The 3,848-nt window shown below is 34.1% G+C and carries 2 protein-coding genes and 2 tRNA genes; 2 read left to right on the top strand and 2 right to left on the bottom strand.

Annotated elements, in window-relative coordinates:
• Nucleotides 1–328: 328 nt before the first annotated feature.
• Together GC105_RS16490 and GC105_RS16485 are read right to left on the bottom strand one after the other, a co-directional pair.
• A tRNA-Ser gene (locus tag GC105_RS16490) sits at nucleotides 329–419 on the bottom strand.
• A gap of 32 nt (nucleotides 420–451) precedes the next feature.
• Nucleotides 452–541 (bottom strand) — tRNA-Ser (locus GC105_RS16485).
• Nucleotides 542–875: 334 nt separating this feature from the next.
• Here GC105_RS16485 and proS point away from each other — a divergent pair.
• Together proS and GC105_RS17660 are read left to right on the top strand one after the other, a co-directional pair.
• Nucleotides 876–2,315, top strand: coding sequence for a proline--tRNA ligase (gene proS / locus GC105_RS16480; protein ID WP_152807029.1), 1,440 nt, complete (start codon nucleotides 876–878; stop codon nucleotides 2,313–2,315).
• Between the two features lie 163 nt (nucleotides 2,316–2,478).
• Entirely contained in the window at nucleotides 2,479–3,582 is a 1,104-nt protein-coding gene (locus tag GC105_RS17660) for a diguanylate cyclase (protein WP_193708468.1), read from the top strand.
• Nucleotides 3,583–3,848: the final 266 nt, after the last annotated feature.

The following is a 3,848-nucleotide window of genomic DNA, read 5'->3' as shown; positions in this document are numbered from 1 at the left end:
AAAAACATGCATTTAGCATCTTTTTTTAACGGCACAAGCCCCCTTGGGGTTCAAATCCCTCCTTACTAGTTCATAAGTATAAAAAAAAAATTCTATATCGTACAGAATTTTGAATTTGAAAAAAATATTATGGCGGAGAAGGAGAAGCATCCACTGCGTGTCTGCCGGGCTTGCTTGAAAGCTGCGCCCCTTGTGCCTAAAAACATGCATTTAGCATCTTTTTTTAACGGCACAAGCCCCCTTGGGGTTCAAATCCCTCCTTACTAGTTCATAAGTATAAAAAAAAAATTCTATATCGTACAGAATTTTGAATTTCAAAAAAATATTATGGCGGAGAAGGAGGGATTTGAACCCTCGCGCCGCGTAAACGGCCTATACCCTTAGCAGGGGCACCTCTTTAGCCACTTGAGTACTTCTCCTCATTTGCCTTGCATGTTTTGTATAAAAAAAATGGCCGAGAGGGTGGGATTCGAACCCACGTGGGCTTGTGACCCTAACGGTTTTCAAGACCGCCCCGTTATGACCGCTTCGGTACCTCTCGGAATAAGACAAGACTTATTATACCATCATAAAATTTGTATGTCAACAATGATTATTGAAAAAAATATCTAGTATTATTTACCTTTAATAAGCGATAATAGGTAGACTTTAAGCATAATACGAAAAAGAAGGACTCTCTAAATCTATTGACATTAGTTTAAGGCTTAATTATAATGAAATCAACTGTCCAAGTAGTCAGGAAAAAGGGGAAAAGCATGTTTCAAGTGGTATTCATAGAGTACCACTTTATATAGATGATTTTTGATAATTATGATAGTAATTTACTAGAAGGAAATATTAAGGCACAACAACAAAGAACAAAAATGGAGGTTATTATGGGTAAGAAGCAAAAAGTAGAAGCAGTCACACCAATGAATGAAGATTTCGCTAGATGGTATACTGATGTTATATCAAAGACTGAATTAGTAGATTATTCACCAGTTAAAGGATTTATGGTTATAAGACCATATGGATATGCAATATGGGAAAATATACAAAAAGAGTATGATAAAAGATTTAAAGAGACTGGTCATCAAAATATGTATTTTCCATTATTAATACCAGAGAGTCTTCTTAAAAAGGAAGCTGAACATGTGGAGGGTTTTGCTCCTGAAGTAGCATGGGTAACACATGGTGGAGGTAAAGAATTAGCAGAAAGGCTTTGTATAAGGCCTACGTCGGAAACAATTATATGTAGTATGTATTCAAAATGGTTAAATACCTATAGACAACTTCCTTTTAAGTATAATCAATGGTGCAGCGTAGTTAGGTGGGAAAAAACAACTAGACCATTTTTAAGAACTTCTGAGTTTTTATGGCAAGAAGGCCATACACTGCATGAAACATATGATGAAGCACAGGAAGAAACAATGCAGATGTTAGACATTTATAGAGATGTTGCTGAAGAATACTTGGCAATACCGATGGTCGTTGGTAAGAAAAGCGAGAAGGAAAAATTCGCTGGAGCTTATTCAACTTATACTATGGAGGCTTTAATGCACGACGGTCAAGCACTTCAGTCTGGGACATCTCATAATTTAGGACAACATTTTACGAAGGCTTTTGAAATTTCATACTTAGATAGGGAAAATAACCAAGCAAATCCATATCATACATCTTGGGGAATTTCTACTAGATTGATTGGTGCAATAATTATGGTTCATGGAGATGATAATGGATTAGTATTACCTCCCAAAATAGCACCGACACAGTTAGTAATAATACCTATTGCCCAACATAAAGAAGGTGTCTTAGATGCTGCTTATGAAATTAAAAATTCGTTAAAAGAAAAATTTAGAGTAGAATTAGATGATATGGACGGTTATACACCAGGTTGGAAATTTAATCAATGGGAAATGAAAGGTGTACCAATTCGTTTAGAGATAGGACCGCGTGATATTGAAGAAGGTCAGTGTATTTTAGCAAGAAGAGATACAGGTGAAAAGGTACAAGTGTCTTTAGAAGACTTAGCTACAACAATTGAAAAATTATTAGATGAAATACAAGACAATATGTATCAGAAAGCACTAAATATGAGAGAACAAAAAACATCTATTGCAGAAGATATGAATGAATTTAAAGATAACCTTACTAAAAATCCTGGATTCATAAAGGCAATGTGGTGCGGATCAAGAGAATGTGAAGACAAGATTAAAGATGAAACAGGAGCAACATTACGATGTGTACCATTTGAGCAAGAAGTAATTGGTGATGGGACATGTGTCTGCTGTAGAGAAAAAGCTAATGATATGGCATATTTCGCTAGAGCATACTAAAAAGCCCTAAAATCAAGATGATAATATATTGAAAGACACAATGAATGGAAATAAGATATTAAATACATTGTGTCATTTGGTATACAGGGAGAGAATATAGTCAGAAGATGAATCTGCAGTTAAGAGTATTACGATGCCAAAGAGGAATTGCGGGGTTTGTGTTGTGAACTTTACAAATTACAATAAGAAAATAAACTATTTTGGAGAGTTCGTAGATAGTGAACTAGAAAGAGAATTCTCTCTACGAGATGTGCAGAGGTCACTAAGATTTATTAAAGCTATAATTCTAATACTAAGTATATTAAATATTTTATTTTTAATTGCTGACTATTTTGTTTTGCCAAATCAAAATAAATTCTTTTTAATAGCAGTAGCTAAGATATTGTCTTTCATACTTGTTCTAGTATTTTATATTAGGATAAACCATGTTGAAATTAGAAAGCTATCTATGTGGGTAACATTTTTTGAGATAATCTATAGCCTATTATTTCTCTTCGTACTCAATCATTATGAAAATCCAAATTTTCTAATACAAGGATTTGGAGTTATGGTCATAATAATTTGCGTGTTTATGATTCCAAATAGATTTATTAATATGATTATTGTGTCTATATTTGTAAGTATAGGATTTTTAACTATGTCTTATTCTCATATTACCGATATTGAAGTATCAGAATTTTATGCTGTTATTGTATACCTAAGCGTAGTTATTATATTATCTAGTATCAAAGCATACAGAAATCACTATTTCAAAAGAATACATTATATTGACAGTAAAGAACTACTAGAAGTTTCTTCAATTGATCATTTGTCTGGAGCTTACAATAGAGTAAAACTTGATAAAGAACTTAAAAAGTGGGTAGATTACTCGAAACGATATAATACACCACTATCACTTATTATATTTGACTTTGATGATTTCAAAAATATTAATGATTCATATGGGCATTTAGTAGGAGATAATGTGATTATACAATCAGCACAAATCACTCAAAATAATATAAGGGAAGCTGATGTGTTTGCAAGATGGGGTGGAGATGAATTTATACTATTACTCCCAAACACTGATATTGATTCTGCTAAAGATTTAGCAGAAAGACTTCGTTTAAGTATAGAAAACCATTTTATAAAGACGATGTTAAATGTAACCAGCAGCTTTGGTGTTATCGAGTACACTGATGAGGATGATGCTAACAGCCTTTTGTATAAAGCAGATCAGATGCTCTACTTAGCAAAGAAAACAGGTAAGAACTCTGTAAAAGGATAAAAAATCGAATCCTAAACACAGAACACATCAAAAAAAACTCCCTCTTAAACGAGGAAGCTTTTTTTGGTGCGCCCTGCAGTTGTCGCCGGGGCGACAGTTGCTCAGTCGCATAGTCTCCCTCGCAATCTCGTCACTTTGAAACATGCATTTAGCATATTTCAATGCTGTGCACCGTTCCTCGTCCTCCTCGAGGTTCGAATCCTAAACGCAGAACACATCAAAAAAAACTCCCTCTTAAACAGAGGAAGCTTTTTTTGGTGCGCCCT

It is taken from the genome of Alkalibaculum sporogenes (assembly GCF_009362815.1).
Classification (GTDB): domain Bacteria; phylum Bacillota; class Clostridia; order Eubacteriales; family Alkalibacteraceae; genus Alkalibaculum_A; species Alkalibaculum_A sporogenes.
Note: the sequence above shows the minus strand (reverse complement) of the source record. Positions and strands in the feature narration are given on the sequence as shown.